Below are 25,628 nucleotides of genomic sequence, written 5' to 3'. Positions count from 1 at the left end.
TCAGTGTTTAGAAGAGGCTACGCTTGCCCCTGATATTGAAGAACTTTTGGGTGCCCTAGTGAGATTTAATGACCCAGCTATGCACCCCATGATCCCCGATGGCGATTTTCGTTTCATCGCGCTGGATGTAGAAACCGCCTGTAGCGATGCCTGCAGTATTTGCCAGATCGGGCTGGCCTGCGTTGCGTCCGACAACAGCATCTACAGTTTCTCGACGCTGGTGAACCCCGGCACAAGGTTCGACGCCTTCAACACCCAGCTTCACGGCATCGGCCCCGAGCATGTCGCAGGCGCCCCGCGTTTCGGGCAGGCCTTGGGCGATCTGTTCCCGCTGCTGTCGCGGCATCATCTGGTGCAACACAGCAGCTTTGACAAACGCGCCGTTGCCGCGTCCTGCCAGTCCTGCGGCCTTGAACCGCCCGATTTCCGCTGGTCCGACAGCGTCCAGATCGCTCGGCGCGCATGGCCAGAACTCAAGGGCAACGGCGGGCATGGCCTGGGCAATCTGAAAAAGGTCTTGCGGCTGGATTTCCATCACCACGACGCAGGCGAAGACGCCCGCGCCGCCGCGATGGTCGTGTTGCTGGCCGAGGCCCGCCTTGGCCTGTCGTTCCATGATCTGATCGCCCCATCTGGTCGGAGAACACCCCTTGGCCGGTCCCGACCCGAGACGCGCACCGCGCATCCCGACGGGCCCTTGATGGGCGCGGTTGTCGTCTTCACCGGCAGCCTGAGCCTGTCGCGCCATGACGCGGCCGATCTCGCCGCCCGCCACGGTATGGAGGTTGGGGGAACGGTCACCAAGGCCACGACCCATCTGGTTGTCGGCGATCAGGATCTGGCCGTTCTGGCCGGTCACAAGACCAGCAGCAAGCATCGCAAGGCCGAACAGATGCGCGCCGCCGGTCATTCGATCCGGATTCTCGGCGAGACGGAATTTCTGGACCTCGTCAGTTCGGATGACTGACAACCAGCGCCACCTGAAAGACATCGAAACTTTCCTGACGGCCATCGCCGGACGCATCCTGCAAGTGTCGGACCGCAAGGCCAGCGTTGCCGTCGGCGCGGCCACAAGCACCGCGGTCGGCTCTGCGGTTGCGACATCTGTTATGGGGGCGGTCGGTGCCTATGGGACTGCATCAACAACTGCCGCAATCGCAGGCCTCACCGGCGCGGCCAAAACCAGCGCCACGCTCTACTGGATCGGCGGGCTAGTCGGCGGTGGTGTTGCGGCAGGTGGTGTCGTGCTCGGCGCGGGGGCACTGGGTGCTGGCATCTATGGATCGGTGAAACTGCGCCGGGCCATTCTGGGCAGATCCCGCCAAGACAATCTTTCCGAGCGGGAGCAGGCCATCGTTCTGGCGATTCATGCGCTGACCCAGTCCATCCGCGAGACAATCGACAATGGGGCGACCGTCGCTGACAAGGAGCTGATCCTTTTTACCCGTATCGGCGTGACGCCTTTGATTGAAGAAGTTCAACATGTCTTGGATAGCGGTCAACTTGCCGGGATGAAGATCTACAATCGTGCGCGCCTCCGGGGCCATCTGATCAATCTGCAAACTCTCCTAACAAAACTGGACCCCAAATGATCCGCCGAAGCGCCATCGTCTCCATCGCCATTACCCTCGGTCAGTTGGTCGCGGGGCAGCGGTCTGGCTGGACGGACGATCAGGAACTGGTGCTGGACGCGTTACGCCGCTCAACGACCCGCCTCAATGATGCGACCGATCAGGAACTGGCGGATTACCTGACGGGCCTCACGCCCGAGCAGATGCACGGGGTCACCTCGAACGTGAAGGGCATCTTTCACGAGTATCTGGTGGCGCGCGCCGAGAACCTCGACGGCGATGAAAAGACCGCCGCGCTCATCGAGCTCACCAATCACCCGGGCGCGGACCTTGAGTATTTCATCGGCGGCGAGATCATCGGCAATGTGCAGGTGAAGGCGGTTCAGGATCCTGCCGCGATCATCGACCACTTTTCCCGGTATCCCGACATTGACGTGCTGGCGACCAGCGAGGTGACGGATCTGCTGTCAGGAATGTTCGGAGAGCGGTTGCAGGACTCGACCTTCCGGAACGAGGACCTCACGCAGATCACGCGGGACACTTTTGAGGAAATCATCGGCCCCGATCTGGGGGAGTTCGTTCAGGACGGTCTGGTGACCTCCGCGCTGATCAGCGGCGCCCTGCAGGCCCGCGCATTTTTGGGTGGGCGGACTATGTCCCCCGCGCAGATGCGGTCACATCTGGAACTGGCGGGTATCGGCGTCGGGACGGCGGTCACTGTCGACGCCTTGATCAGCATGCTGTGATGCGCCCGAATGGCGATGCCATGACGACTGTATCAGCTCACGAATAGAACTTGAAAATGCCTCTGGTGATGGCCCGCCCACCGCACGGCCTGTCGCCTATGGTAAACGCTTCCGGCTCCGATTAGCGTCGATCAGCGCTTTTTGGGATTGAAGACAACACGTCTGATGCCGTTATTCCCATGAGAAGATCCGGATTGTCCCTTTGTTCAACGTGAGCAGCTTCCTGGTGACATCCAGCGGCCGAATTTCGATTTTGGAACGTTTGGCGGCATAGATTGGCGACAATTGCCGGTTTCCGGCATTTATCTATAGTGAATCTGGATTCTGCAGGCTTCCCCAACTATCCGTAAAACAGAGTTTATAAAATTTGATGTTCGACAATATAGGGTTAATCAAAAAGCTCAGGGCGAAACGGGCAGACAAGAGAAAGATTACCGAACCAAGCAGAAATGGATGCCACTGAAAACCACACAAGAAAGCTCAAAATGGTGGCCTGAGCGGTTTTTCTCTGCCGAGTCTGGCGGGGAGTTACAGAGCCGTAGATCGCTCCGAAATATTCAAAATTCGCCGAACTTTTCGAACTGACGTAGCCCTTAAACCTGTGATTCTCGCGGAAATAAACGGCGGAAAGTCAAGAAAAGTTTCGAAATCCAAGCTCGATTCCAGACGAGTTTTACCGACGGATGGGCCAAAAGAAGAGCCGAGGATGGTGGAAAACTTCACAGTATCCGATCCATATTCAGCCCGATCTGAACGCCCCACAGTCGGCAGATCTCACGCCATTAAAGGTCCGGGGTAGTCGTCGCCTCAGTCGCGCTCATGGTCCTTCTGTGCGAACAGCCTCGGCCAGATCCCCGATCGCGGTTCAAAGAGACGCCCAGCCCCCCCCATCAGAGGTCGAGATCTGACGCCTCATCATCGCCAATCCCCGCGATCTCCGCATTGATCTGTCTCGCGGCCTCGACACGGTCGGTGTCGCGCAGGAGGTAGTCGACAATGGTGAACCGGATCAGGGTATGGGACTGCATCTGCTTGAACGCGACTTCGTAGGTGACCGAGCATCCGGTTTCGACCGCCTCAGGATCCACCAGTGTGAATTGCGCAGGGCCGCCACAATTCTCGGGCATTGCATCTATAGTGCCCGGCGCGATCTTCGCCCCGTCGACATCGTGAATCCAGATGGCCCGATCAAAGCCCAAATCCTTGTCAACAAGCGTGGGCTCCCCAAACTGGTCGATCACCTGTTTGCGCACTGCTTCCAGACTAGGTGCCTTCGGCAAGGGGATCCCCAGACTGCGCGACACAGACACGGCAGCATTGCCCGTGGCATCCGTAGACAAGAAGCCCTGCATGAATTCATATTCGGTCTCGTTCTGGTAAAGATAGGGGTTATCGTAACCGGTCGTCTGAAAGCCATAGGCCACATCGAGGCCAATCTTGGCATCCGGATGGTTGATGGTCATGACACCACGCTGTTCATAGAGCGGAATGCCCCGCTCACTGGCTGCCGCGGCGATCTCGGCATAGCTGGCTCCGGGTGCCAGACCGATGATCTGATACGGGTGGTCGACGCTCACCTCTTGCGGATCAATGGTGGGCGTGAGGTCAAAAGCCAATGCTGGCGTTGCAACCATTGCCGACAAGACCGCCAGCGGCAGGAGACGCGTTTTGCATGTCCTCTTGGATGGGGAGATTACTGCGGTCATGGGCGTGGTCCTTTCAATAGAGGGAATTCAGTCAAGTAATCGGCGCGGGGTGGCGGCAAGGACTTGGAGGGCAGCATCCTTGCCACAACCGCACTGATGGCTATGTGCGGGTCAACAGATCGAACAACGCAATGGCGCGGTCCTGTTTGAGGTTGCGCGCCAGCGTGACCACCCGTGCGCCATAGCGCATCCGAACCCGGAACCGCCGTTTCGCGGCTGCGCGCGAGATCGCCATACTCCCGGCAAGAACGGCGGAACTGGCAGCATTCGCCATCAGACCGGTCGCGGCCAGTGACGCACCAGCAATACCGGTTCCGCCGATAATCATCCCCGGCGGGGCGACAACCGAGACCTCCGTGTCCATGGGATTGTCGATCAGAAACTCGGAGATTTTCGCCAGTTCATATCCCTGATCGCCCTTGATGATGGCGCTTGGCGTCAGCACAAAGCTCTGCGATTGGAACGACAGATAGGCGAGAAAAGACAGCCCGCCGATCAAGATAACAGGGACAAACCAGAACGCGGTCAAGAACAGCGGCAACAGGCCAAGCAGGCCTAGGGGCAGGATCACATAGGCCACCCAGGACAGGCCATCGCCCCGCCAGGTGACAATCTGCCGGTCACCGTCATGCTGCACATCATATCCTTGATCGAAACGCGCTTTGGTGTTCATGCAATACCTCGTAGAAAAACAGGTTCGTGCGCGCGAAGGCGCGGAATTCAGGGCCATCGGCCCGTTGGTCTCAGCTGGTGGTCAGGGTTGCGATCTGCGGATCGGTGCGGATTTTGAGGCTACGGCTCCGACATGGCGCAAAGCTTTGTCGTCTCATTGATCCAGCAGGGCCCATCCCGGGTCAGGGCGCCAAGCGGCGTATGCGCATGCGACGCGCCGGGCTCCTCGTTCCAATGCGCAGTGGCGCGATCTACACCGTCCACAAGAAGATAAGCGAAGTAGGTGCCCTTCGGGCCGGTAATCTGAAAACTGCCGGTTCCATCGCTCAGCGGGCGAAAATCACAGGCTCCGTCGACATAACTCGTCCCATTCACCTCAAGCAGGCATTTCGCCGGACGTGCATGGGTGGCCGCCCCCAAGGGGACGGCCAAGCCAGCAACGATCAGCACAAGATTAACGATTCTCACCATTTCACCACGACCCTCACTCAGCACGTCATCCTCATGACAGGCTGCGCATAGGGCTACGGCCCCGGCAACGCCCCTAAGGCAACTTACCATTTTGTAGAGTATACTCCGTGGCTGTATGCTCTACAACCCGCAAAGTTCTGTCGGATGAACATTCGAGAGATATTCGCGCAAAACCTGCGGGCAGTCCGCCGTGACAAGGGGCTGTCACAAGAAGAGCTTGCGCATCGCGCCGAGCTCGACCGAACCTACATCAGCGCTCTAGAGCGGAACGTTTATAACCCGACCATTGATGTAGTTGGACGCCTGGCCGAAGCACTGGACGTCGAGCCTGCGACACTTCTTCAAAGAACGACGGGTAAGGACGAGGTGTAGATGGGACGAAGGCTATATGTATGACATCGGCGAAGGTGACGTCGGAGAGCCGCAGAAGATCGCAAACCAGACGCGCGGGTTGGTTGCTTGGCTGAAGGGCCATCAGCACAGGGTGATGCTCTCTGGCGGATAGTTTTTGAGAAAGCCGCAGGGTGCGGAATCGGGAATAAAAGGCGGGAGGCTGACTTTATCCTCGGCAAATAAACTTATCGCATTGGGGCATCTGGTCACGATCGCTGAGTGCTTTCAGCAATAATATAGCGAGATCCGAGGCGGAGCTCATCTGCGCCTTTGGCCGGGGCAGTTTTTATTCTACGCGCGTCATCGACGACGCAGACACTGTTCAAAGGTCCGGTGGCTGTTGCATCGCAAGCTCCGGAGGAGGCAATTGTATTGCCGGGCGTTAAGAGGTGCCTTAACACTGGAACAATCTGCGGATTATGTGACTGGATTATATGCCTTTTCGTAGCTTCTTGGGTCTAAAGGCCGTCGAGCAGCCGCCCTTTCTGGAGCGGTGCCTGTCAGTTGACCTGGAGGTTGATCCCAAGAAAGCAGAGATCTTCGAATTGGCCGCTGTTCGCCACGGCTCAGGCCCCGCGATCGTGGCAGGTGCAGGAAGGCTCCAGCAATCGCTCGACAGGCTGGAAGCGGCCCTGAGGACGACCAGCTACATCATCGGCCACAACATTCTGCGTCATGACATTGAGCACTTAGTGGCGTCGCGACCCAGGCTTCGCGACAAAATGATGGCGCCCATAGACACGCTTTGGCTGAACCCCTTGGCGTTTCCGCGCAACCCCTACCATCACTTGGTCAAGCATTACAAAGACGGGCGCTTGCATACGGGACATGTGAACGACCCCGAGCTTGATGCCCGTCTGGTATTCGAGGTTTTGAGTAACCAGATCGAGGCTTTAAAAGGGCAATCGCCCGATCTACTGCTCGCCTGGCACCACCTTGTCACGCGAACAGATCGCCCTGATGGCTTCGATGCGGTCTTTCAATACATCCGCAATGCGAACGCGCCGGACCCGGACACAGCTTTTGACGCGATCCGTAAGCTATTGGAGGCTCGGGCTTGCGGCGCACAGGTTGGTTCTGCGCTGGATGCGCTCAAGGATCCCCGGATGGCTTGGCCGATGGCCTATGTTTTGGCATGGATCTCTGTCTCAGGCGGGGAATCTGTCATGCCTCCTTGGGTCAGGGCCTCGTTTCCGCAGGCAGCGCTGATCGTTCGACAGTTGCGTGACACGAACTGTGGCAATCCCTCTTGCACCTGGTGCGCCACAATGAACGACCCCAAAGGAGCGTTGCGGAAGTGGTTCGGGTTCTCCGCTTACCGTCCTGAACCCACAGATGCCGCAGGACGCCCACTGCAAGAAGTCATTGTCGCAAAGTCGATGGCACATTCCCACGTCCTTGGCATCTTGCCCACTGGCACAGGAAAATCTGTCTGCTACCAAGTCCCCGCATTAAGCCTTTACGACAAGACTGGCGCGCTCACGGTGGTTATCTCGCCTCTTGTTGCCCTGATGGCCGATCAGGTCCAAGGCATGGAGCGCACAGGAATTTCCTCAGCGGTGACAATCAACGGCATGCTATCGATGCCCGAGCGGCAAGACGCGCTGGACCGCGTCAGACTTGGTCAGGCGGCAATCCTGTTGATATCGCCCGAGCAATTGCGCTCGGTTTCGGTGCGTTCAGTCCTGCAGCAGCGTGAGGTGGGGCTCTGGGTGCTGGACGAGGCGCATTGCGTCTCGAAGTGGGGGCACGATTTCCGGCCCGATTATCGCTACATCAGCCGATTTATCCGCGAGTTCTCGGGGGACGCGCCGTCGGCCCCGGTCCTCTGTCTGACAGCCACGGCCAAGCCCGAGGTCGTGCGCGACATAATCGACCATTTTCAACAGAAACTCGGAATCGAACTGGGCCTCTTCGACGGTGGCTCGTCGCGGACAAACTTGTCGTTTTCGGTGCTGGCGACGCGAAAAGAGAGTAAACTCGGAGATATTCTTACGGCCATACAGGATCACCTTCCAGAGGGCCGCTCCGGCGCAGTCGTCTATTGCGCCACACGGAAAGAGACCGAGCGGGTTGCGGCGTTCCTAAAGGGCCAGGGCTTGGCCGCAGCCCATTTTCACGCAGGGCTGACGGTCGATGATAAACGGTTTGTGCAGGAAGCCTTCCGCGTGGGCGACTTGCGGGTGATTGCGGCCACAAATGCTTTTGGTATGGGGATTGACAAGCCCGATATCCGAGTGGTTGTCCATGCCGATATACCGGGGTCGCTGGAGAATTACCTGCAAGAGGCGGGCCGGGCAGGACGCGACAGGATGCCTGCCGATTGCGTGCTATTGTATCACACTGATGACGTCGAGCGGCAGTTCACCCTCACCGCCCGTTCACGCCTCGAGCGTCACGAGATTGGGGCGATCCTCAAGGCGCTGCGTCGGATCGACGAGCAGGGCCGGAATGGTGGCAAGGTGGTCGCGACCACCGGAGAAATTGTGCGCGAAGAGAAAGACCGCGACTTTCTCCGCGACAGCGCCACAGATGACACGCGGGTCAAGACGGCTGTTTCTTGGCTGGAAGAGGCGACCCTCGTCTCGCGCGAAGAGAACCGCGTGCAGGTTTTTCCTTCTTCGCTGATGGTGCGCACGCTGGAAGAGGCCGCTGCGCGGCTCGAACAGAGGCAGATCACCAACGCACGGCGCAAGCAGCTTCTGGACATCGTGCGCTACATGATGAACACGCCCGCCGATCAGGGAATCTCGACCGACGAATTGACTGGGCTCGCAGGCCTCACTCATCGCGAGCTTGCAAAGGCTATGGCAGATCTTGAGACTCTGGGCCTCGCCAAGAATGATATTGCCATCACAGTCCAAATACATGTCGCGATTGAGAACGGTTCCCGCCAACGGTTCGCGGGGGCGCGGTCTCTGGAGGGCGCGCTCATTGGCACTATGCGAGAGATGGCCCCCGAATCCGACACGGGTGGCGGTGGCCAGCTTGATCTCACAGTTGCCAGCCAGAGAATGTGAGAGATGGGCCATTCCGGTGCAGGCCCTCATATTCTCGAACGCCTTTTGCGCAGTATCGAGAGGGACGGGCGCGACGAGGATGGCAGACAAGGCAACATTCGACTGAGAAAGCTCTCTTCCAAAACTCTCGAGATCGTCCTGCAGCGCTCGTGGCGGACACTGGACCAGACAGCGTCCTTGCGCTGGACAGCCGCCGAGAAACTTCTCGAATTTTTGATTGCCAAGGTGCCAACAGGGACCAAGGGCAAGGACATCCAAGTCGAGACGACACTTGGGGACCTTTTGGCCCAGCTGAACGGTGATGCGATCATCAAGACTTCGGGCGTAAAAGACATGACCAAGCTGATGGAGCGCGCACTCCTTTGGCTGCATGAACAGCAGGTGCTGACGCTCGGCAAGGGGCTGACCGTCTTCCGCTCGGCAATGACAATTCATCTGAATCCTGATCGAGCGTCTTTCTCAGCCAAGGATTTCCTGCCGCTGCAAGAGCACTACCGCGAGCAGACGCTGCAAACCCATGTCATGGCCGCCTACGCCGAAAAGGGGCTGGAGCGGATCGATCAGGCACAAAGTCTCACAAAGGACTATTTTACGCTAGACCAGGATCGCTTCCTGCGCCGCTGGATGCCGGGCCGCAGTGTCGAGATACGCCGTCAAACCACGGGACGGGCCTGGAAGCAGATTGTCGAAGACCTCGGCAACCCTACCCAGCAAGACATCGTGGCCGATGATCGAGAGGAAACCAACGTCCTTGTGCTGGCTGGTCCCGGATCAGGTAAAACAAGAGTGCTAGTCCACCGGATCGCGTATCTTCTGCGTGTCCGGCGCGAGGACCCGAAGCGTATCCTCGTTCTAACATACAACCGCCATGCCGCGGCCGAGGTCCGTGCGCGCCTGCGCCACCTTGTAGGCGAGGATGCCGCTCGGGTCACCATTTCGACCTGTCACGCGCTCGCCATGCGACTGGTAGGGGCAAGCTTTGCCGGCGGGTCCAGCGAGACCCGCGACTTTGACGCCATTCTGCGTGAAGCCGTGCGTATGATCTCAGGTGAAGGGCTCAGCCGCGCCGAGGCCGAGGCGCAGCGCGAAGCCCTGATTGAAGGCTACAGGTGGATTCTCGTCGACGAATATCAGGACATCGGTCCTGAAGAATATGCTCTGATTGCCGCCGTGGCCGGGCGCTCGCTTGATGATCCTGACCAGCGTCTCAGCCTCTTTGCGGTTGGGGACGACGACCAGAATATTTATGCCTTCACTGGAGCGTCGGTCTCGTTCATTCGTCGCTTTGAAGAGGATTACCGCGCCAAGCCGAAGTTCCTCACCGAGAATTATCGCTCGACTCGCTTCATCATCGATGCAGCAAATCAGGTGATTGAGCCTGCTCGGGGGCGCATGAAGGCCGGCCACCCGATCACAGTTGACAAGCTGCGCAGTCTCCATCCGGGTGGCGGAGTGATGGCGACCTACGACCCGGTGGGACGAGGACGTGCGCAATTCCTTGATGTGCCGGGAGATGATGTTGCTCAAGGGGTAGCAGCGGTGGACGAACTCGTCCGGCTCTCCCGTTTGGATCCGGATTTTTCTTGGTCGCGCACGGCTATCATTTCGCGTGACTGGCGACGGCTTGGGCCAGTGCGGGCTTACGCCGAAAAACTAGGTCTTAAGGTGGAGATGGCCAATGAGAAGCTACCAAGTGTCTGGCGCCTCCGCGAGATGCAAAACCTGGTGGCTGGCCTGCGGCAGCGGCCTGCGGCGATGCTCGCCATTCAGGACATCCTCGACGTCCTGAATCAGCAGCGACAAACGCGCTGGGTTGATTTGATTGCCGAAGGCATAGCGGACCTCGCCCGCGAACTCGGCACCAAAACGATCCCGGTTCCCGACGCGCTCGAATGGCTGGCCGAATGGGCGCAGGAAGTCAGAGGAACGCAGCGCGGGCTTCTGCTGCTCACGGCTCACCGCTCCAAGGGCCTGGAATTTGATCATGTGGTGATCCTCAACGGCGGCTGGCAAGCGATCTCGCAAGGCGAGGACGGCGAGGCACCCCGACGCCTTTTCTACGTCGCAATGACGCGCGCTCGCCGGAGCCTTGCTGTGGTGACTCGTGGGGCGCATGCGTTCGTCCTTGCTGACAGCAACAGCGAGCTTTTACGCAAAGTCGAGATGCCTCGCCCTTCCGACCTGCCCGAGCCCGACCAATATCAATTGCCAGACATGAGTTCAGTCGATCTCTCTTATGCGGGACGCCTCGCCGAGACGAGCCAAACGCTTGCCGCCATTTCCGAGGCCACGATCGATGATGAGGTGACCCTGGAGCGGCGCGAGGGCAAATGGATGTTCCTCGACACGCATCGACGCGTCCTCGGTCGCATGGCGGCAAACTGGGCGCCGCCTGACGGAACATACCTCGTCTCTGGTAAGGTCGGGGCCATCGTCCGCTGGCGCAAGGCGGATAACGAGGAAGCTTTTCAGACCTACATAAAGCGTAGTGAGTGGGAGACCATTCTGCCGGAGTTCGTGTTCCGCAGAAGCAACGGGCCCTGAAAGCATCAAACTCCTCGAGAGGCGAAATGTGAGCTTGTAATCTTTATTGCGCGAATGGCCGGTTGTGTCGCGCCGGTGCATACTTGGCCTCGTAGCGGAAGTCTTCTAGCGGCGGACGGTCGTCCTTATCGCAACACCGGAGGAGCTGTTCAATCAGGCATTCTTGGCGTTCGTCATCTCCAACCATTCAACAAGGGCACGGCGGATCATTTCAGGTCGTGTGGGAAGGTCAGCCTCGACACGACGTCTATCATCGATTGCGTCAATGAGAGATCGGGGCAAACGAAGCGTCAAAGCTTCGGTATCTTTCTTTGGAGGGGCCATTATAACTTTCTTGCATTTTGATGTTGACATCATAATGGCATAGTGCCAGATTAGGCGAGCTAAGGCAAGGGATTTGGCCCCCTTGCCTCAAGCTCTAACCGAAGCCCGATCTATTGAGGAGATCGCACATGGCTGATGCCGTTTCTAACATGCTGCCTGAGGGGCAGAAAGACCTTACCCGCCGCACGCTGCTCGGGGGGTTTTCATTTTTCACCGCTGGCATCACTGGCCCGATGCCGGTGTTCGCGGCAGCCTTGACCGATGACACGATTGTCACGCCGGGCGCCGACCATTTCGATCACCCGATCCTCTCGCTCCCTTTCGTGCGTGACCTCGCCGCGCATGAGCAGGCATCGGGAGCTTCTCCGCGCTGTTTCTGGCAGGTTGCCCCGACCGGCGACTACGGTGCAGATTGTGCCACCGGTGCCCACTATGCCGCCCTTGCCCTCGATTACATGGCAACCGCTAAGGCTCCGCAGATCCTGCAATGGGCCGTCTTCGACATGATGACGATGCACCGTCCTCGTTCGGGCATCGAAGTCGGTTTCCTGTCGACCTTCGGGCGGATCGCAACACGGGCTCATGCCACCCGTCTGCGCGAAGGAGGCCTGGCATGACCATTTTCACTCCTTTGACCGCCGCGACAAACGCAGACCGCTTGGAACCGTCGCATGACACAGCGTATTCCATCGCCTTCGCGGCCGTTTTGCCCTGCCTCGCGGACTTCATCGAGGCGGAGCGGGATCTTGATGACATCTGTCACAGCTACGACCCCGCCTATGGGGTCTGGCACCGCGATGCGCAGCAAGCGCGGGGGCGGCTGGAGAGCACGCTTCGGCACGTTCACGGGTTGCGCGTCGAGCGTCCCGAGGATCAGCCGTTGCGCCGGATGGCATTGCTTGCGGACGCCATGCTGAAAGACGGTGCCCCGGAACGCCCGCAGTATTTGCATCGGCAGATGCGGTTGGTGTTTTTCCGGCAGTTTCAGGTTCAGGGCTTCGGCCCCACGGCACATTCCCGCAACGCCTTGTTGATTCAGGCCCGCCATCTGATCGACGCCATGATCCGGTTGCCGCTGTTCGATTACAGCCCGGACTGCGCAATCATGCCGGACGTCTCGGCACCCGCAGACGATCTGTCGCCCGCCTTTTTCTAGGCAGCCCCCGCATCCATCAGCAAAGACGCACCCGGCCTCTGGGCCGGGATGTGTCGGCACGCCTCTTCCCCAATGAAGGACGTTCTCATGAACACGCAAATCATTTCCCCGGCCACGCTGATCATCGACGCTATCCCGCATCCCATTTTCCCCGGTGCCATTCTGCCCAAATGGGCGGCAGCAGCAGAGGCCAAGGGCTTCGACATCGTCGGGCGCATCATCGACCGCCTGCATCTGGCGCTGCGTTGCCGCCGTTGCGGGGCCACACAGAAGGTGCGGCTCTTCACGCTGATGTCGGCGCAACCGCTCTGTCAGTCGTGTCTTCTGGCAGACTGGCGCAAGAACGCGGCCGCCTCTGGCCTCACATTTTTGCGGCGCGATCCCACACACCGTCACTATGCGTTTTATCTCTCGCCCTGTGGCCATGAGGTGCGCCGCCAGTTCGAACTGGTCAGACGCATCGGCGCAGGTGTGACCGGATTTCGGTGCGAGACATGTCACGCGACGATAGAGCAAAAGGAAGCCGAGCTGCGTGGCTGGTGCCTGACGTCGGCGGATCCCAATGGCAATCCGAACTATCGCACCTATACGCATACCGAATGTGGCCACGAGCAGCGGATCGCGCGGGCGAACATGCAAAGCGGGCGGTTTTCCTGCGGCGGCTGCGGCAAGGACTGGCCCGGTGCGGCCAGCTATGTCTACGCCATGGCGTTCACGCTCGCGTCTGGCCGGGAGGTCGTGAAGCTCGGCTTCTCTCGCGATCCCGAGAGCCGCCTGACCTATCAGCTTCGGCGCGACAGCGAGATGCCTTGCCAGATCCTGCGGGTCGTGCCGATGGCCACCGGCCATGCCGCGCTCTGCGCCGAGAAGGCCATGCATAAGGAATTGAAACGGGCACATCCCGATGCAGCCGTCGATCCCGCGGCGTGGCAGGGGCAGATCCGGGTCAAGACCGAGATCTATGACGGGTCCTTGACGCCCGTGATCCTCGGCCTGCTCGATGATCTTGAGGCCAGTGCAACCGCCGCCTGAGCCGGGCCTTTCGTTTCAACACGCCCATCTGGCTCCGGGTCACGCGTCCGGAGACAAAAGGGCTTTGCCATCGCATATAAAAAGGGAGCTGCGCCATGACCCAGCCAAATATGATCAATTCATCCAAAGAGCCCCTCTGGCTGCCCTTCGCACATATCCTGATCGACCGCCTGCGGCTGCATCACGCAGGCCGGGGCCACCTTATCTGCAACACCCAATCGGACGACCAAGACGGTGAGCGCGAGGCCGAGGAAGCCCTTGGTGAGCTTTTCGAGCGCTTCAATAGTGGCCAGCCCGATCCGGAGCAGCCGATCAATGCGCCTTGGGCCCCAGTCCCGGCGCGTCAGGTCCTGATCGCCTTGCGGCTGGCGGTGGCGTTCGGGTCCGAGGACGCACTGCGTGGCGCACAGGACGCGCGCGCGGTAACGATCCTCTGTGATTTCACCATCGGCGATCTGGAGCTTGTCGCGCAAGTGCTCAAATGCTGCGTGCCCAATGCAGGGTGGGCGGTGGTTGCACCGCCCGTCACGGAGGGCGCGGTCAGCGCATCGCAGGGCCAACGATTTGCAGTCCTCATAGAGGCGGCGATGGACCTCTTTTCGCCGGTCCTGATCCTCTGCCCGCTGGGTGCGCCGCTGCCAGAGCATATCCGACAGGCTGACATGCCACGCTTGCGGCTACCGCCGGTGACGCGCGAGATATTGGTGGCACAGCTGCGGGCGGGCGATCTTGGCGTCGCGCTGACGGATGAAGCGGCCTTCCAGCAGGCCCTGCCGGATGACGCACGGCTGGCCAAGCTCAGCACCGCCCATGTCTGCACCGCCCTGCGCGGTCCCACCTTGCCAGACGTGAGCGCACGGCTCACAGCGATGACGCTGACCGACCGCAAAGATGTGCCCCGACTCGAAGAGATGACCGGCGACAGCCCTGCCCTTTTGGCGGCGCGGCGTCTCGTCGCAGATCTTCTCCTATGGAAAGCCGGTCAGGTCGCATGGTCCGACCTCTCGCGCTCCACCCTGTTTTACGGCCCACCCGGAACCGGCAAGACGTGGCTGGCCCGCGCAATGAGCGCCAGCGCGGTCCTCGCTTGCGTCACCGGCAGCTTCGCGGAATGGCAGGCGGCGGGCCACTTGGGCGATATGCTGCGCGAGATGCGCAAGACCTTTGCGGAGGCGCGGAGCCGCGCGCCCTGCCTTCTTTTCATAGATGAGATCGATGCCGTCGGATCACGAGCCAGCCGTGACACCCACAATTCCAACTATCGCACCCAAGTGATCAATGCTTTCCTGGGTGAGATGAACGCCATCGCGCTGCAAGAAGGCGTGATCGTGGTGGGTGCGTGCAATTTTATCGACCGCATCGATCCGGCGGTCCTGCGCGCCGGTCGTTTCGATCTCAGGGTCTTGGTGCCGCTTCCGGATGCCGCGGGCCTGCTCGCCCTTCTGCGCCGCCACCTGCGAGACGAGATCGCTGATGAGGATCTCATAGCCCTGGCCCGTGCATCCGTCGGCTGCAGCCCGGCCGAGATCGACGCGGCCATCCGCGGCGCACGCTCGGATGCGCGACATGCGGGAACGGGACTGAGCGTTGCGATGCTCTACGCGCAGCTCGACATCGACATGGCCAACGACACCCCCGCCCTGATCTGGCGTGTCGCCGTGCATGAGGCGGGTCATGCCGTTGTGGGCGCTGCCCTTGGCCTCGGTCGGATCACCAGCCTCAAGATCACGCCCACCGGGGGCGAGATCCTGCGCAGCCCCGTCCGGTCGGAAAGCTTGCTCACGGATCTCGAGGCCGAGATCGCCTATAGCCTCGCCGGGCGCGCAGCCGAGCGGTTGGTTTTGGGATCGATTTCGGCGGGCGCAGGTGGCCCCGCGACCTCGGATCTGGCCAAGGCCACCCAGTGTGCTCTGAGCATCGAGACGGTTTACGGCTTGGGCTCCGAAGGCCCGATCTGGCATGACGCGCCAGAGGCATTGATGCTGCAAAACGCGCATCTGCGCGGCCGGGTGCGCCAACGGATCGAGCGCGCCGAGAAACGCGCCGGCGTGATCCTGGCGCAGCACCGCGTCACGCTGGAGAGCTTGGCGCGCGCCTTGTTGCAAGAGCGCAGCCTGAACAGCGACCAGATCGCGGCACATCTGCGTGATATCTGCGCAGTGACAGCCACGGCAATGGCCGAGGGCAACCGTCAAGACCCGGAGCAGGCTGACATAATGCACTCAGAGTCACGTTGATCCCATTCCTCCAATAGATCCCAGCATTTTCTTACGTCCCTCATATCCTTCTCAGAACGATCCCCGCCCATCACCTAAAGGAATACCAAGATACAGATTCCGATCACCTCCGCCCACCTTGATCTTCTTTCCAATTAATGAGGATGCTCGTAATGACCGCCAAATATGACGATAGCTATTTCGACGCGCTAACGCGCCTGGCTTATGATCCGCCACCGATCACCTGCCCCGGCCTCACGGTCAGCGTGATCCGCATCCGCCCGCCCGGCGCATTCCCCGATATCTTGGTCGAAGACCAGCTTTATCCGGTGATCGGCATGACAGCCACCGGCTGGCTCTCGACCGCTCGGCTCGGCTGGCGCCTCTTCACGGGTGATCGCGCCGCGCTTCCGCAAATTGCCAAAGCCTGCAACTTGGCCCAACAGGAGTTGATCAAGGAGGCGGACAGGCTCAAGGCCGCCATCGCAAGATATGCCGCGCGCGATGATGCCAGCCCCGACATCATCCACACCCGCACCCATGCAGGTGATCGGCCATGAGCAAAATCCTCATCATCGCGGATCTGCATCTCGATATGTGGCTGGCCACCGGGCGGGATCCTCTGGCCTCGCTGGACCCCGAGGTTTGGGCCGATCTTGAGGCCCTGATCATCGCGGGCGATCTGTCGAACAAGCCGAAAGTCCGCTGGCCAAAACTGCTGGCGCATGTCGCGCGCTACATCGCGCCTGACCGCATCCATGTCTTTCCCGGCAACCATGATTATTATGATCACGTGGTCGACGGTGACGACCGGCTGAGCCGTATCTGCGCCGAGGCCGGGGCGCGCTTCGTGCAAAAATGCGCGCTTGTGATCGGACATACCCGTTTCTTGTGCTGCACGCTCTGGACGGATTTCGCGGTGGCGGGCGATCCGGGCCGGGCAATGATGCGCGCGCGGGACGCGATGAACGATTATCGCTACATCCGCATGGCGGCGACCGGACATGGCCGCATTCGCCCGAACGATACCGCGATTCTGCACGCCGATCACCGCGCCTGGATCGAGCGCCAGCTGTCTATCCCCTTTGACGGGCAGACGATTGTCGTCACTCACCATTGCCCCCACCCCGATCTGATCGGCGAGGCGCCCGGCGATCTCGACGGGGTCTATGGCTCTGACCTGCGCGCGATGATTGACCGCTATCAGCCCGATGCCTGGCTCTTTGGGCACACGCATCATGCGGCCGAGATACGCCAAGGCCGAACCCGGATCCGCAATGTCTCGCTTGGCTATCCAGGGCAAGTTGCACCTGGCGATGAGGCGGAGCGCCTCATATGCGGGATTGTCGATCTGGAGCGCATGAAGGACGGGGCATGATCCATGTGCTGCTTGGTCCCCTCCCTTTAGCTTTGGCCACGTTCTGGGCGCCGAACCCAATTCGCGGCGGTCATGGATTTTCGAGGGGAGGAGGAACTTCCTGAATCAACGATGGCCGGTGTTTCGGAGAATGATTTTCACAACTCGGGAATAGGGTGTGCGATAAGGGGTAAATGGACTGTCGAATATTTTTATGGCGGCGAACTGTCCTGCTTCGATGATTTTCCGTCCAGTTTTTTCGCCTTTTTCCGGTTTCTTTGTTTTTGCCTCAGGCCGCGTTTTTTCCGTTTTCTCAAAGACAGGAAGATGAAGTGATTCGTTTTTTTGATTTTTTCAACGAAAGGAAGATGTCGGTTTTTTCAGTTATTCAGTGTTCACATTTCTTTGGTTATTTCTTTGCGTTGTCTCCGTTTCAATTGGGTCCAGCTGCCCGTTCCGGCACCCCCGTAATCCACAGAATAGCCACATCCCCTCCTGCCAACAGCTCTGTTTACCCATCCACGAGGCCCGCCATGCTTTATATTGATCACCATACCGCCGGAACAACACCCGGCCAGATCAACATCAGCATACCCCGCCTGACCCAAAGTCAGGACGGGCAGGAGCACTCGGGCTATGCCGCGGGACCAGGAAAGATTTGCGCAAAAGGAGGCCGCCCACAAAGGGCAGGCCGATGCCTGCGCCTTACCGGGCGCTCCGCCGAAGCCTGCTACGCTGCCTACAGACCCGCACCATACCGCAGCCTTTCATGACTTTCTTAAAGCTCTTGCACGCGAAGCGGCGCGCGCCGATGATGCGCGCGACCGCTGACCTTTCAGTTCGGATATCCCCATGACCCAAGCCCTACGCGCCGTCATCTATGCCCGGTTCTCGACAGATATGCAGCGCGATGCGTCGATCGACGATCAGATCCGCTCGTGCCGGGAACATGCGGCCCGACAGGGTCTTGAGGTGGTAGACGTCTACTCCGACAAAGCGATCTCTGGCGCCAGCCTGATGCGCAGTGGCATCCAAAAGCTGCTGCGGGATGCGCAAAGCAATGCGTTTGACGTGGTTCTGTCCGAAGGCCTCGACCGCCTGTCGCGCAACCAGGCCGATATCGCGTCCATCTATCAAAAGCTGCAGTTTCGCGATGTGATGATTGAGACCGTCAGTGAGGGCGTCATCTCAGAGATGCATATTGGGCTAAAGGGCACGATGAACTCGCTGTTCATCAAAGACCTCGCGATCAAGACCCATCGCGGCCTCAAGGGCCGGGCGCTGGCGGGCAAATCGGCCGGCGGCAAGGCCTACGGCTATCAGAATGTCATCCATTATGATGCCAGTGGAGAGCCGATCAGAGGGGATCGCAAGATCAATCCAGTTGAGGCTGCTGTGGTGCGGCGCATTTTCAGGGACTATGCGGCGGGGCTGTCGCCCAAAAAGATTGCCGAGGCCCTCAACATCGAGAAAGTCCCTGCCCCCGCGGGCTCGGACTGGGGCACATCGACGCTCCACGGCAACCGCGAACGCGGCACCGGCATTCTGAACAACGAGCTCTATATCGGGCGCCAGATCTGGAACCGGCTGGCCTATGTCAAAGACCCTGATACTGGCAAACGGGTGTCACGGCTGAACCCTGAGGCGGACTGGGTGATCACCGATGTGCCAGAGCTGCAGATCATCGACCAGGCGCTCTGGGATGCGGTGCGCGCTCACCAAAGCGCAATGAAGGTCAAAGATACCGATGTTCCGGTTTGGGATCGGCGGCGGCCAAGGACATTGTTTTCGGGTTTGATGACCTGCGGATCATGTGGGGGCGGTTTTGCAAAGGTGTCCCAGACACAATTCGGCTGCTCGCGCGCGCGCAACAAGGGCAAGGCCGTCTGCACCAACATGGCCACGATTTCTCAGACGGAGCTGGAGGCGCTGATCCTCGACGCGCTGCAAAACAACCTGATGGACCCAGAGGCGCTCTCGGTGTTCTGCGACGAATACGCCAAGGAACGGAACCGGCTTCAGGCTGCAGCCACCAACAATCGCGGGGCGCTGGAGAAGGAACTCATCGCGGTCAAGCGCGACCACGCCAAGCTGATCGATGCGATCATCGCGGGCATCCCTGCCGATCAGGTCAAGGACCGCATGCAGGCGCTCGACACCCGCCGCACCCAACTCGAGACCGACCTCACCAAAGAGCCCGCCCCCTCGCCCATCCGCATCCATCCGACGATGGCCGAGACCTATCGCATCAAGATCGGCGCGCTGATCCGGCAGTTGCAGGCCCCGGATGGCATGCTGGAGGCCAAAGAGGCCCTGCGGGGATTGATCGAGCGGATCATCCTGCAGCCGGACCCCGACACGGGTCGGCTGACAGTTCACCTGCAGGGCGCGCTCGCGGCACTGCTGGCGCTGGCTTTTGGTGCCAAAACGCAAAAAGGCCTGAGCGTAGAAACTCAAGCCGTTGATATTGCTGACGAATTAGTGTTGGTTGCGGGAGTAGGATTTGAACCTACGACCTTCAGGTTATGAGCCTGACGAGCTACCGGGCTGCTCCATCCCGCGACGGTGTATAGTCCTGATTGGTATTGGTTTTCGGACTATTTTGCGGCGCATGTTTGTGCGCTGTTTTTTGACGCCTATTTTATGGGAATAGGGTTTGATCGTTTTTGAGAGATACATGAGTTTTACGAGGCTTTTACCAGGTTTGGCAGCGACCTACTCTCCCACGTCTTGAGACGCAGTACCATTGGCGCGACAGCGCTTAACGGCCGGGTTCGGGATGGGACCGGGTGTTTCGCTTGTGCTATGGCCACCAAACCGGGAAAAAGCCTCGTTATGTTTGTCCTACCGCCCGGAGGGCTAGTTGAGGACGTTTTTTTGTCCTATCGCCTATCGGCTACTTGAGGACGGGTATCTCCAACCGTCTTGCTCCGGTTGGGGATTGGTTTCCAAGTCAGTACTCTGTGTTTTGTGTATGCTTTTGATTTGTTCTGTAACAGTCTTGCTATTACTGGATCAAATCAAGCCTATCGGGCCATTAGTACCGGTCAACTGAACGCATTGCTGCGCTTACATCTCCGGCCTATCGACGTGGTGGTCTACCACGGCCCTCAGGGATACCTTGTTTTGAGGGGGGCTTCCCGCTTAGATGCCTTCAGCGGTTATCCTGTCCGAACATAGCTACCCTGCACTGCGGCTGGCGCCACAACAGGTCCACCAGTGGTTCGTTCACCCCGGTCCTCTCGTACTAGGGGCAACTCCTCTCAAGTATCCTACACCCACGGCAGATAGGGACCGAACTGTCTCACGACGTTCTAAACCCAGCTCACGTACCTCTTTAAACGGCGAACAGCCGTACCCTTGGGACCTGCTCCAGCCCCAGGATGAGATGAGCCGACATCGAGGTGCCAAACACTGCCGTCGATATGGACTCTTGGGCAGTATCAGCCTGTTATCCCCGGCGTACCTTTTATCCGTTGAGCGATGGCCCTCCCACTTGGGACCACCGGATCACTATGGCCGTCTTTCGACTCTGCTCGACTTGTCAGTCTCGCAGTCAGGCTGGCTTCTGCCATTGCACTCAACGAGCGATTTCCGACCGCTCTGAGCCAACCTTCGCGCGCCTCCGTTACGCTTTAGGAGGCGACCGCCCCAGTCAAACTACCCACCACGCAGGGTCCCGGACCCGGATAACGGGCCGCGGTTAGACATCAAGAGTGCGAAGGGTGGTATCTCAAGGGAGGCTCCACAGGGACTAGCGTCCCTGCTTCAAAGCCTACCACCTATCCTGCACATCACAATCCTGATGCCAGTGCGAAGCTATAGTAAAGGTGCACGGGGTCTTTCCGTCTAACCGCGGGAAGCCTGCATCTTGACAGGCAATTCAATTTCGCTGAGTCTATGTTGGAGACAGCGGGGAAGTCGTTACGCCATTCGTGCAGGTCGGAACTTACCCGACAAGGAATTTCGCTACCTTAGGACCGTTATAGTTACGGCCGCCGTTTACCTGGGCTTCAATTCAGAGCTCTCACCCCTCCTTTTAACCTTCAGGCACCGGGCAGGCGTCAGACCCTATACGTCGTCTTGCGACTTCGCAGAGCCCTGTGTTTTTAGTAAACAGTCGCCACCCCCTGGTTTGTGCCCCCAGCCTCTAGTTGCCTAGAAACCGGGCCTCCTTCTCGCGAACTTACGGAGGTATTTTGCCGAGTTCCTTCAACATAGTTCTCTCAAGCGCCTTGGTATTCTCTACCAGTCCACCTGTGTCGGTTTCGGGTACGATCTAGCGATGGAGCTATTTCCAGGAACCTCTGAGCGGCCCGTTCAATCCGATAAGAACGAACAACCTTTGAGATCCGTCACTTCCATCTGGCCCAGGAATATTAACCTGGTTCCCATCGACTACGCCTTTCGGCCTCGCCTTAGGGGTCGGCTTACCCTGCTCAGATTAGCTTTAAGCAGGAACCCTTGGACTTTCGGCGAGGGTGTCTCTCACACCCTTTATCGCTACTCATGTCATCATTCTCACTAGTGATCTCTCCACGGGATCCCTCACAGGCCCGCTTCATCGAAGATTTCTTCTCCTCCATGGTGTCCCGAAGGACACTAAAGAGGATAGAAACCATGTCACACTACGCTCTGCTACCATGCCTTACGGCATCCTCGGCTTCGGCTCATGGCTTGAGCCCCGTTACATCTTCGCCGCAGGACAACTTATTTAGACCAGTGAGCTGTTACGCTATCTTTAAAGGATGGCTGCTTCTAAGCCAACCTCCTGGTTGTTTTGGTCGTCCCACCTGCTTTCCCACTTAGCCATGAATTGGGGGCCTTAGCCGGAGGTCAGGGTTGTTTCCCTCTCGACGACGGACGTTAGCATCCGCCGTCTGTCTGCCATCTAGTACTCCTCGGTATTCGGAGTTTGGTTAGGATCAGTAAGCCTGTGGGGCCCCATTACCCATCCAGTGCTCTACCCCCGAGGGTATTCGGATGACGCTCTACCTAAATAGATTTCGCAGAGAACCAGCTATCTCCGAGTTTGATTGGCCTTTCACCCCTAGGCACAACTCATCCCGACCTTTTTCAACAGGTGTGGGTTCGGACCTCCAGTTGGTGTTACCCAACCTTCATCCTGGTCATGCCTAGATCACTCGGTTTCGGGTCTGATCCATCTAACTCAACGCCCTATTAAGACTCGCTTTCGCTGCGCCTACACCTAACGGCTTAAGCTTGCTAGATAGACCAAGTCGATGACCCATTATACAAAAGGTACGCCGTCAGGGCTTATGCCCCTCCGACTGATTGTAGGCGTTCGGTTTCAGGTACTGTTTCACTCCCCTCGTCGGGGTGCTTTTCACCTTTCCCTCACGGTACTGGTTCGCTATCGGTCAGTAAGGAGTACTTAGCCTTCGAAGGTGGTCCTCCGATCTTCAGACAGAATTTCACGTGTTCCGCCCTACTTGATACGTCCCTCAAAGCTTCCCATACGGGGCTGTCACCCGCTATGGCTGCGCTTCCCAACGCATTCTGGTCACTTATTGGGCTCGGCTGGTCCCCGTTCGCTCGCCGCTACTAGGGGAGTCGCTATTGCTGTCCTTTCCTCCGGGTACTTAGATGTTTCAGTTCTCCGGGTTTGCTCTTTAAGACCTATGTATTCAGTCAAAAAGTACCTGTTTCAGCCCGTTATAAACTGCCAAAAGGCAATTATAACAAACTGTCAGGTGGGTTGCCCCATTCGGAAATCCATGGATCACAGCTTATTCTCAGCTCCTCATGGCTTATCGCAGAGTATCACGTCCTTCATCGCCTCTTACTGCCAAGGCATCCACCAAACGCCCTTCTCGCGCTTGATTTGATCCAGAACTAGCAAGACTTGCGCCTTGCGCGACAACAGAAGCTGGTAAGAAACTGTTGCCATAATTCCGGTATCAAAAGCATACTTTTCCCGCCTGGTTCTTGGAACCAGACAATGAACAACGCAACCGATCTGCCATCCGTGCGGGAGGCAGACCACGTTGTTCGGGTTAGTGTACTTGACTTGGACAACTCTGTTCGTTTCAGCTGGCAGACATAGGGGCGATCGAGGAAGCAATCGCGTCATATGCTCGCTCTCGGCCCGAGGGCCTCAAGCACCAAACTGAGGTGTATCGCTTACGCGCGAACACCAAACAGTGTTGATATGTATCTCTCTATACGATGTCAATGTCATGCCCCGCAGGGGGGCAAACGTCCGATTGGACGGCTAAACGCTCGAAAGCGCTTAGCGATCTAATCAAAAGGGCTGGCACATGGTGGAGCCTAGGAGGATCGAACTCCTGACCTCCTGAATGCAAATCAGGCGCTCTCCCAGCTGAGCTAAGGCCCCATGATGTTCGGCCTACCGCCTTTCGGCTACTTGAGGCCAGATGTTCGGCCTACCGCCTTTCGGCTACTTGAGGCCAGATGTTCGGCCTACCGCCTTTCGGCTACTTGAGGCCAAGTGCGATGGTGGGTCGAGGCCCGTGTCGCCCGCAGGGTCGCAAGACCCGAGGACGCACAAATCAAATTCCCGACGAGCCCCAACACGACCAAAGGGAGTGGTGGGTCGAGGAGGACTTGAACCTCCGACCTCACGCTTATCAGGCGTGCGCTCTAACCACCTGAGCTACCGACCCAAGACAGACCGGTAGGTCTGTGATTACGTTCCTGAAGAGATATGAGGACGGTCCGGTTCGTATGTTGACCGGCTTTGTTTGCCGATCATGCTAAGTGTTTCACGAGATCAGCACGCTGATCTGACTAGAAACATCCTTAGAAAGGAGGTGATCCAGCCGCAGGTTCCCCTACGGCTACCTTGTTACGACTTCACCCCAGTCGCTGAGCCTACCGTGGCCGGCTGCCTCCTCTTGCGAGGTTAGCGCACCGTCGTCGGGTAGACCCAACTCCCATGGTGTGACGGGCGGTGTGTACAAGGCCCGGGAACGTATTCACCGCGTCATGCTGTTACGCGATTACTAGCGATTCCGACTTCATGGGGTCGAGTTGCAGACCCCAATCCGAACTGAGATGGCTTTTTGGGATTAACCCATTGTCACCACCATTGTAGCACGTGTGTAGCCCAACCCGTAAGGGCCATGAGGACTTGACGTCATCCACACCTTCCTCCCGCTTATCACGGGCAGTTTCCATAGAGTGCCCAGCTTAACCTGCTGGCAACTAGGGATGTGGGTTGCGCTCGTTGCCGGACTTAACCGAACATCTCACGACACGAGCTGACGACAGCCATGCAGCACCTGTGTGATATCCAGCCGAACTGACGAAACCATCTCTGGTAACTACGATATCCATGTCAAGGGTTGGTAAGGTTCTGCGCGTTGCTTCGAATTAAACCACATGCTCCACCGCTTGTGCGGGCCCCCGTCAATTCCTTTGAGTTTTAATCTTGCGACCGTACTCCCCAGGCGGAATGCTTAATCCGTTAGGTGTGTCACCGACAAGCATGCTTGCCGACGACTGGCATTCATCGTTTACGGTGTGGACTACCAGGGTATCTAATCCTGTTTGCTCCCCACACTTTCGCACCTCAGCGTCAGTATCGAGCCAGTGAGCCGCCTTCGCCACTGGTGTTCCTCCGAATATCTACGAATTTCACCTCTACACTCGGAATTCCACTCACCTCTCTCGAACTCTAGACTGGGAGTTTTGGAGGCCGTTCCAGGGTTGAGCCCTGGGATTTCACCCCCAACTTTCCAATCCGCCTACGTGCGCTTTACGCCCAGTAATTCCGAACAACGCTAACCCCCTCCGTATTACCGCGGCTGCTGGCACGGAGTTAGCCGGGGTTTCTTTACCAGATACTGTCATTATCATCTCTGGCGAAAGAGCTTTACGACCCTAAGGCCTTCGTCACTCACGCGGCATGGCTAGATCAGGCTTGCGCCCATTGTCTAAGATTCCCCACTGCTGCCTCCCGTAGGAGTCTGGGCCGTGTCTCAGTCCCAGTGTGGCTGATCATCCTCTAAAACCAGCTATGGATCGTAGGCTTGGTAGGCCATTACCCCACCAACTACCTAATCCAACGCGGGCCGATCCTCCTCCGATAAATCTTTCCCCCAAAGGGCGTATGCGGTATTACTCACCGTTTCCAGTGGCTATCCCGCAGAAGAGGGTACGTTCCCACGCGTTACTCACCCGTCCGCCGCTAACCCGAAGGTTCGCTCGACTTGCATGTGTTAGGCCTGCCGCCAGCGTTCGTTCTGAGCCAGGATCAAACTCTCAAGTTGAAAAGCATCGCTGCTTATCCTTGACGTTCGAACCTCTGCACATCTTCAATGCACTACCGCTGCGCTACTTGAGTGCGAATAAATCCACACACAATCACTCAGCAGCATGGTCGACCCGGCTAAGGAAACGACCGCATTGAAAGTCATCTGTCTGATGCACATCAG

General features: G+C 58.5%; 15 protein-coding genes, 3 tRNA genes, 3 rRNA genes and 1 pseudogene. 12 read left to right on the top strand and 10 right to left on the bottom strand.

Translation table 11 applies throughout. The features are described 5' to 3' along the window. The first annotated feature begins 79 nt into the window (after window positions 1-79). From ACLGGT_RS10410 to ACLGGT_RS10400, 3 genes are read left to right on the top strand one after another with little or no spacing between them, the layout of a single operon-like run. Entirely contained in the window at window positions 80-967 is an 888-nt protein-coding gene (locus ACLGGT_RS10410; protein ID WP_437195983.1) for an exonuclease domain-containing protein, read from the top strand. Beyond that, complete coding sequence (locus ACLGGT_RS10405) at window positions 960-1,592, top strand: hypothetical protein (protein WP_437195982.1); 633 nt, start codon at window positions 960-962, stop codon at window positions 1,590-1,592. Before ACLGGT_RS10410 ends, ACLGGT_RS10405 begins: the two co-directional genes overlap by 8 nt. Beyond that, window positions 1,589-2,317 carry a hypothetical protein gene (locus tag ACLGGT_RS10400; RefSeq protein WP_437195981.1) on the top strand — a complete coding sequence of 243 codons (729 nt, stop codon included), beginning with the start codon at window positions 1,589-1,591 and terminating at the stop codon, window positions 2,315-2,317. The genes ACLGGT_RS10405 and ACLGGT_RS10400 overlap by 4 nt, the downstream gene beginning before the upstream one ends. Window positions 2,318-3,207: 890 nt before the next feature. Here ACLGGT_RS10400 and ACLGGT_RS10395 read toward each other — a convergent pair. The 3 genes from ACLGGT_RS10395 to ACLGGT_RS10385 all read right to left on the bottom strand — a co-directional run bounded on the left by ACLGGT_RS10395 (window position 3,208) and on the right by ACLGGT_RS10385 (window position 5,166). Further along, window positions 3,208-4,023 (bottom strand): hypothetical protein, encoded by an 816-nt coding sequence (locus ACLGGT_RS10395; RefSeq protein ID WP_437195980.1) that lies wholly within the window; start codon window positions 4,021-4,023, stop codon window positions 3,208-3,210. Window positions 4,024-4,123: 100 nt separating this feature from the next. Then, window positions 4,124-4,696 (bottom strand): hypothetical protein, encoded by a 573-nt coding sequence (locus tag ACLGGT_RS10390; protein WP_437195978.1) that lies wholly within the window; start codon window positions 4,694-4,696, stop codon window positions 4,124-4,126. A 119-nt stretch (window positions 4,697-4,815) separates the two neighbouring features. Next, window positions 4,816-5,166: a hypothetical protein gene (locus ACLGGT_RS10385; protein ID WP_437195976.1), complete on the bottom strand. Its 351-nt coding sequence runs from the start codon at window positions 5,164-5,166 to the stop codon at window positions 4,816-4,818. A gap of 144 nt (window positions 5,167-5,310) precedes the next feature. Here ACLGGT_RS10385 and ACLGGT_RS10380 point away from each other — a divergent pair, with 144 nt between their 5' ends. Together ACLGGT_RS10380 and ACLGGT_RS10375 are read left to right on the top strand one after the other, a co-directional pair. After that, window positions 5,311-5,538, top strand: coding sequence for a helix-turn-helix domain-containing protein (locus ACLGGT_RS10380; RefSeq protein WP_437195975.1), 228 nt, complete (start codon window positions 5,311-5,313; stop codon window positions 5,536-5,538). Between the two features lie 566 nt (window positions 5,539-6,104). After that, window positions 6,105-11,123: pseudogene (locus ACLGGT_RS10375) on the top strand (RecQ family ATP-dependent DNA helicase). Between the two features lie 153 nt (window positions 11,124-11,276). Here the strand turns inward: ACLGGT_RS10375 and ACLGGT_RS10370 are convergent. Further along, a complete protein-coding gene (locus ACLGGT_RS10370) occupies window positions 11,277-11,447 on the bottom strand; it encodes a ribbon-helix-helix protein, CopG family (protein WP_437195974.1) in 171 nt (56 codons plus the stop codon). 128 nt (window positions 11,448-11,575) lie between these two features. Here ACLGGT_RS10370 and ACLGGT_RS10365 point away from each other — a divergent pair, with 128 nt between their 5' ends. The 7 genes from ACLGGT_RS10365 to ACLGGT_RS10335 all read left to right on the top strand — a co-directional run bounded on the left by ACLGGT_RS10365 (window position 11,576) and on the right by ACLGGT_RS10335 (window position 19,737). Next, window positions 11,576-12,064 (top strand): hypothetical protein, encoded by a 489-nt coding sequence (locus ACLGGT_RS10365; RefSeq protein ID WP_437195973.1) that lies wholly within the window; start codon window positions 11,576-11,578, stop codon window positions 12,062-12,064. Further along, entirely contained in the window at window positions 12,061-12,603 is a 543-nt protein-coding gene (locus ACLGGT_RS10360) for a hypothetical protein (RefSeq protein ID WP_437195971.1), read from the top strand. Before ACLGGT_RS10365 ends, ACLGGT_RS10360 begins: the two co-directional genes overlap by 4 nt. 87 nt (window positions 12,604-12,690) lie before the next feature. After that, window positions 12,691-13,635: a GIY-YIG nuclease family protein gene (locus ACLGGT_RS10355; protein ID WP_437195970.1), complete on the top strand. Its 945-nt coding sequence runs from the start codon at window positions 12,691-12,693 to the stop codon at window positions 13,633-13,635. Between the two features lie 95 nt (window positions 13,636-13,730). After that, a complete protein-coding gene (locus ACLGGT_RS10350; protein ID WP_437195969.1) occupies window positions 13,731-15,872 on the top strand; it encodes an AAA family ATPase in 2,142 nt (713 codons plus the stop codon). A 152-nt stretch (window positions 15,873-16,024) separates the two neighbouring features. Further along, window positions 16,025-16,411 carry a hypothetical protein gene (locus tag ACLGGT_RS10345; RefSeq protein WP_437195968.1) on the top strand — a complete coding sequence of 129 codons (387 nt, stop codon included), beginning with the start codon at window positions 16,025-16,027 and terminating at the stop codon, window positions 16,409-16,411. Beyond that, window positions 16,408-17,229: a metallophosphoesterase gene (locus tag ACLGGT_RS10340; RefSeq protein ID WP_437195967.1), complete on the top strand. Its 822-nt coding sequence runs from the start codon at window positions 16,408-16,410 to the stop codon at window positions 17,227-17,229. Before ACLGGT_RS10345 ends, ACLGGT_RS10340 begins: the two co-directional genes overlap by 4 nt. 831 nt (window positions 17,230-18,060) lie before the next feature. Beyond that, the gene (locus ACLGGT_RS10335) at window positions 18,061-19,737 is read left to right on the top strand and encodes a recombinase family protein (protein WP_437197411.1); all 1,677 of its coding nucleotides are present in this window, start codon (window positions 18,061-18,063) and stop codon (window positions 19,735-19,737) included. On the opposite strand, the gene ACLGGT_RS10330 is transcribed toward ACLGGT_RS10335, so the two are convergent. The 6 genes from ACLGGT_RS10330 to ACLGGT_RS10305 all read right to left on the bottom strand — a co-directional run bounded on the left by ACLGGT_RS10330 (window position 19,694) and on the right by ACLGGT_RS10305 (window position 25,463). Beyond that, window positions 19,694-19,770: transfer RNA gene (locus ACLGGT_RS10330), tRNA-Met, on the bottom strand. The two genes, ACLGGT_RS10335 and ACLGGT_RS10330, sit on opposite strands and share 44 nt — an antisense overlap. A 140-nt stretch (window positions 19,771-19,910) precedes the next feature. Beyond that, window positions 19,911-20,025 (bottom strand): 5S ribosomal RNA (rrf, locus tag ACLGGT_RS10325). A 199-nt stretch (window positions 20,026-20,224) separates the two neighbouring features. Continuing rightward, window positions 20,225-23,054, bottom strand: a 23S ribosomal RNA gene (locus ACLGGT_RS10320). A gap of 436 nt (window positions 23,055-23,490) precedes the next feature. Then, window positions 23,491-23,566 (bottom strand) — tRNA-Ala (locus ACLGGT_RS10315). Window positions 23,567-23,778: 212 nt separating this feature from the next. Beyond that, window positions 23,779-23,855, bottom strand: a tRNA-Ile gene (locus ACLGGT_RS10310). Window positions 23,856-23,995: 140 nt separating this feature from the next. Further along, window positions 23,996-25,463 (bottom strand): 16S ribosomal RNA (locus ACLGGT_RS10305). Together the 16S, 23S and 5S rRNA genes with 3 tRNA genes alongside form the textbook arrangement of a ribosomal RNA operon. Between the last annotated feature and the right edge of the window lie 165 nt (window positions 25,464-25,628).

The organism is Roseovarius sp. MS2 (genome assembly GCF_051447875.1).
Classification (GTDB): Bacteria; Pseudomonadota; Alphaproteobacteria; order Rhodobacterales; family Rhodobacteraceae; genus Roseovarius; species Roseovarius mucosus_A.
This window is presented reverse-complemented; position numbering and strand designations above follow the sequence as displayed.

Coding starts and splice junctions, on each gene's coding strand:
- ACLGGT_RS10410 (WP_437195983.1), top strand. CDS start 80: ATGCACCCCATGATCCCCGATGGCGATTTTCGTTTCATCGCGCTGGAT.
- ACLGGT_RS10405 (WP_437195982.1), top strand. CDS start 960: ATGACTGACAACCAGCGCCACCTGAAAGACATCGAAACTTTCCTGACG.
- ACLGGT_RS10400 (WP_437195981.1), top strand. CDS start 1,589: ATGATCCGCCGAAGCGCCATCGTCTCCATCGCCATTACCCTCGGTCAG.
- ACLGGT_RS10395 (WP_437195980.1), bottom strand. CDS start 4,023: ATGACCGCAGTAATCTCCCCATCCAAGAGGACATGCAAAACGCGTCTC.
- ACLGGT_RS10390 (WP_437195978.1), bottom strand. CDS start 4,696: ATGAACACCAAAGCGCGTTTCGATCAAGGATATGATGTGCAGCATGAC.
- ACLGGT_RS10385 (WP_437195976.1), bottom strand. CDS start 5,166: ATGGTGAGAATCGTTAATCTTGTGCTGATCGTTGCTGGCTTGGCCGTC.
- ACLGGT_RS10380 (WP_437195975.1), top strand. CDS start 5,311: ATGAACATTCGAGAGATATTCGCGCAAAACCTGCGGGCAGTCCGCCGT.
- ACLGGT_RS10370 (WP_437195974.1), bottom strand. CDS start 11,447: ATGGCCCCTCCAAAGAAAGATACCGAAGCTTTGACGCTTCGTTTGCCC.
- ACLGGT_RS10365 (WP_437195973.1), top strand. CDS start 11,576: ATGGCTGATGCCGTTTCTAACATGCTGCCTGAGGGGCAGAAAGACCTT.
- ACLGGT_RS10360 (WP_437195971.1), top strand. CDS start 12,061: ATGACCATTTTCACTCCTTTGACCGCCGCGACAAACGCAGACCGCTTG.
- ACLGGT_RS10355 (WP_437195970.1), top strand. CDS start 12,691: ATGAACACGCAAATCATTTCCCCGGCCACGCTGATCATCGACGCTATC.
- ACLGGT_RS10350 (WP_437195969.1), top strand. CDS start 13,731: ATGACCCAGCCAAATATGATCAATTCATCCAAAGAGCCCCTCTGGCTG.
- ACLGGT_RS10345 (WP_437195968.1), top strand. CDS start 16,025: ATGACCGCCAAATATGACGATAGCTATTTCGACGCGCTAACGCGCCTG.
- ACLGGT_RS10340 (WP_437195967.1), top strand. CDS start 16,408: ATGAGCAAAATCCTCATCATCGCGGATCTGCATCTCGATATGTGGCTG.
- ACLGGT_RS10335 (WP_437197411.1), top strand. CDS start 18,061: ATGACCCAAGCCCTACGCGCCGTCATCTATGCCCGGTTCTCGACAGAT.